The sequence below is a fragment of the Sandaracinobacteroides sp. genome, from assembly GCF_057137845.1.
This window is the reverse complement of record NZ_DBNHFX010000099.1, coordinates 1-2,669: the sequence shown is the minus strand read 5'-3', so window position 1 is coordinate 2,669 and position 2,669 is coordinate 1. Positions and strand designations below refer to the sequence as shown.

The window sequence follows — 2,669 nt, the reverse complement described above, 5'->3', positions numbered from 1 at the left end:
GCATGGTCGGCGGCGCGGGCCGACAGCGCCATATAGGTCAGCGACGGGTTCTGGCACGCCGACGACGCCATTGCCGAACCGTCGGTGATGAACAGGTTCGGCACGTCGTGCGCCTGGTTGAACCCGTTCAGCACCGATGTCTTCGGATCCCTGCCCATGCGCGCGGTGCCCATCTCGTGGATGCCGAGGCCCGGCACACCCGGCTTGGTGGCCGTCGACAGCACGACGGCGCCCGCTGCCTCGATCATCGCCTTTGCATCGACGACGATCTGTTCGGCGATCTTGTGTTCGTTTTCGCCCATCGCACAGTCGATGTGGACGATCGGCATGCCCCACTTGTCGGTCTGGTTGGACAGGGTCACGCGGTTGTCGGGGTTGGGCAGCATTTCGCCGAAGCCGCCCAACGCGATTGTCCAGGGGGCCAGCGTCCGGCCGCGCTTTTTCAAGTCTGCTCCGATGCCGGGGCTGCCCAGCAGGGTGCTGCGCCAGCCGGGCCGCACGACTGCGCCCTGATATCCGAAGCCGCGCAGGAAATCGCCGTTCTCGGTGACGTTGCGGAAGCGCGGAATGTAAAGGCCGGTCGGGCGACGGCCGTGGTAATAGCTATTCGGGCCGCCCGGCAGCACGCCGACCACAGTCACCGCATAGACATGGTCCATCAGGTTGCGGCCAACCATGTCGGACCGGTTGGCAAGCCCGGTCGGGAAGGCATCCGATTTCGAATTCAGCAGGATCTGCGCGGTGCCGATCGTCGAGGCGCACCCGAAAATGACCTTCGCGTCATAGGTGCGGTGCTTTTTCGTGTTGCTGTCGATCACGCGCACCCCGGTCGCCTTGCCGGTTTTCGGGTCGTGGATGATCGAATGCACGATGGCGTCGGTCACGATCGTCAGGTTGCCGGTGCGTTCGGCGGCCGGCAGCGACGACGACAGACTGGAGTGATAGGCGCCATACGAACAGCCGCGCTCGCACAGGGAACGGTTCTGGCAGCTCGATCGCCCCAGTTCTTCGTGTTGCGGCTGCGCCTGCGACAGGTTGGCGGCCCGTCCCGGAATGACCTTGCGGCCGGGGAACTTCGCTTCGACCGCCTGTTTGAACAGAAGCTCTGCGTCGTTCAGGCCGAAAGGCGGCAGAAAAGCACCGTCGGGAAGCTGGTCTAGGCCTTCGGGCGATCCGGCAACGCCGATGAAACGCTCGATATGATCGTACCACGGGGCGAGATCGTCATAGCGGATCGGCCAGTCGGTGCCATGCCCGTCTTTCACGTTGGCCTCGAAGTCCATCGGCGCCAGACGGTAGGACTGGCGCCCCCACATCAGCGAGCGCCCGCCCAGATGATAGCCGCGAATCCACGCGAAGGGCTTGTCCTTGGGCGTGGTGTAGGGGTGCTCGCTGTCTTTTACCCAGAACTGCTGGTTTGCCGCCGACACCGCATAGCATTGCCGCTGGATCGGATAGTCGCGCGCCAGCACATCCTCGGGGATCATGTTGGCGTTGGGCGTTTCCCAGGGCTGCATCCAGTCGGTGTAGTCGGCGCCGTGCTCGATCTTGCGGCCGCGCTCGATGACGAGGGTCTTCAGGCCGCGCTCGCACAATTCCTTGGCCGCGATGCCGCCGCTCATGCCTGAACCGATGACGATGGCGTCAAACATCCGCAATTCCTCCGCTTAGTACGAGGTGCCGCCCTGGGGGCGGGTATCAGGGGTGATGGGGATCGACGGCTTCCACTGGCCGGGCGCATGTTCGTAATGCAGTTCCCTGGTCAGCGCGATCTCGGAATTATAGTAGAGGATCAGCACCAGTTCCTTCAGCTTGGCATAGCCGGGGTCGGTCGTGGCGCTGCCGGCGCCGAGCGACAACAGGCCGACGCGCGCTTTCGGGCCTTGCGAGGCGGGCTTCATCGCTTCGGCGTCATAGGCGGCAAGGAAGCTGTTGCGCGCTTCGAGGGCAAGCTTGGCGAACGCCGCCCCATGCTGGCTTTGCGCGGCCTGATCGATGCGGGAAAGTGCGCCCAGCAATTCTGTCCGGCGATCGGCCGACGCCCAGTTGACCAGCAGCCCGTCGAACAGCGCCGGAACGCGCGCATCGACGGCGCCCGGTGTGTCGGTCACGGGAATGATCGTGTCGGCAACCGCACTCAGCAATGCGAAAACCGGCGGAGCGAGCGACGGCTTCGTCTTCCCGGCGGCTTGCGCCAATGCCGTGGCGCCAAATCCGGCCGAGGCCGGGACGCCCAGCAACAACGCCGCACGGCCGAGCAGCGCACGCCGATCAAGAACGGAAAGGTCAGGCATGAACATCACTCCGTGACATCGGTAGATGGGGTAATCGATTTCCACGTTAGCCAATACACCATATGCTGGCCACCGGCTTCTGGCCTATCGGTTTTCACGACAGGCCCAGCACGTCGCGGATCAGCGCGGCGTCGGTGGCGCCACCGGCGAAGTCGTCGAACGCCTTGTCGGCCTTGCGGATCATGTGGCGCGCGATGAAGGGCGCGCCTTCTGCGGCGCCCTGTTCGGGATGCTTGTAGGCGCATTCCCATTCCAGCACCGCCCAGCCGTCATAGCCATGGTGCGCAAGCCGGGTGAAGATTCCGCCGAAATCGACCTGCCCGTCGCCAAGCGAGCGGAACCGCCCCGGCCGTTCCGCCCAGCCGGAATAGGAAC

General features: G+C 64.7%; 3 protein-coding genes. All 3 read right to left on the bottom strand.

What is annotated here, in order from left to right; all coding sequences use genetic code 11:
- On the bottom strand, window positions 1–1,652 hold a 1,652-nt coding region (locus AC16JP_RS05135), incomplete at its 3' end, for a GMC oxidoreductase (RefSeq protein WP_484339531.1).
- 15 nt (window positions 1,653–1,667) lie between these two features.
- Window positions 1,668–2,294 (bottom strand): gluconate 2-dehydrogenase subunit 3 family protein, encoded by a 627-nt coding sequence (locus tag AC16JP_RS05130; RefSeq protein ID WP_484339530.1) that lies wholly within the window; start codon window positions 2,292–2,294, stop codon window positions 1,668–1,670.
- Window positions 2,295–2,388: 94 nt separating this feature from the next.
- On the bottom strand, window positions 2,389–2,669 hold a 281-nt coding region (locus AC16JP_RS05125), incomplete at its 5' end, for a sugar phosphate isomerase/epimerase family protein (RefSeq protein WP_484339529.1).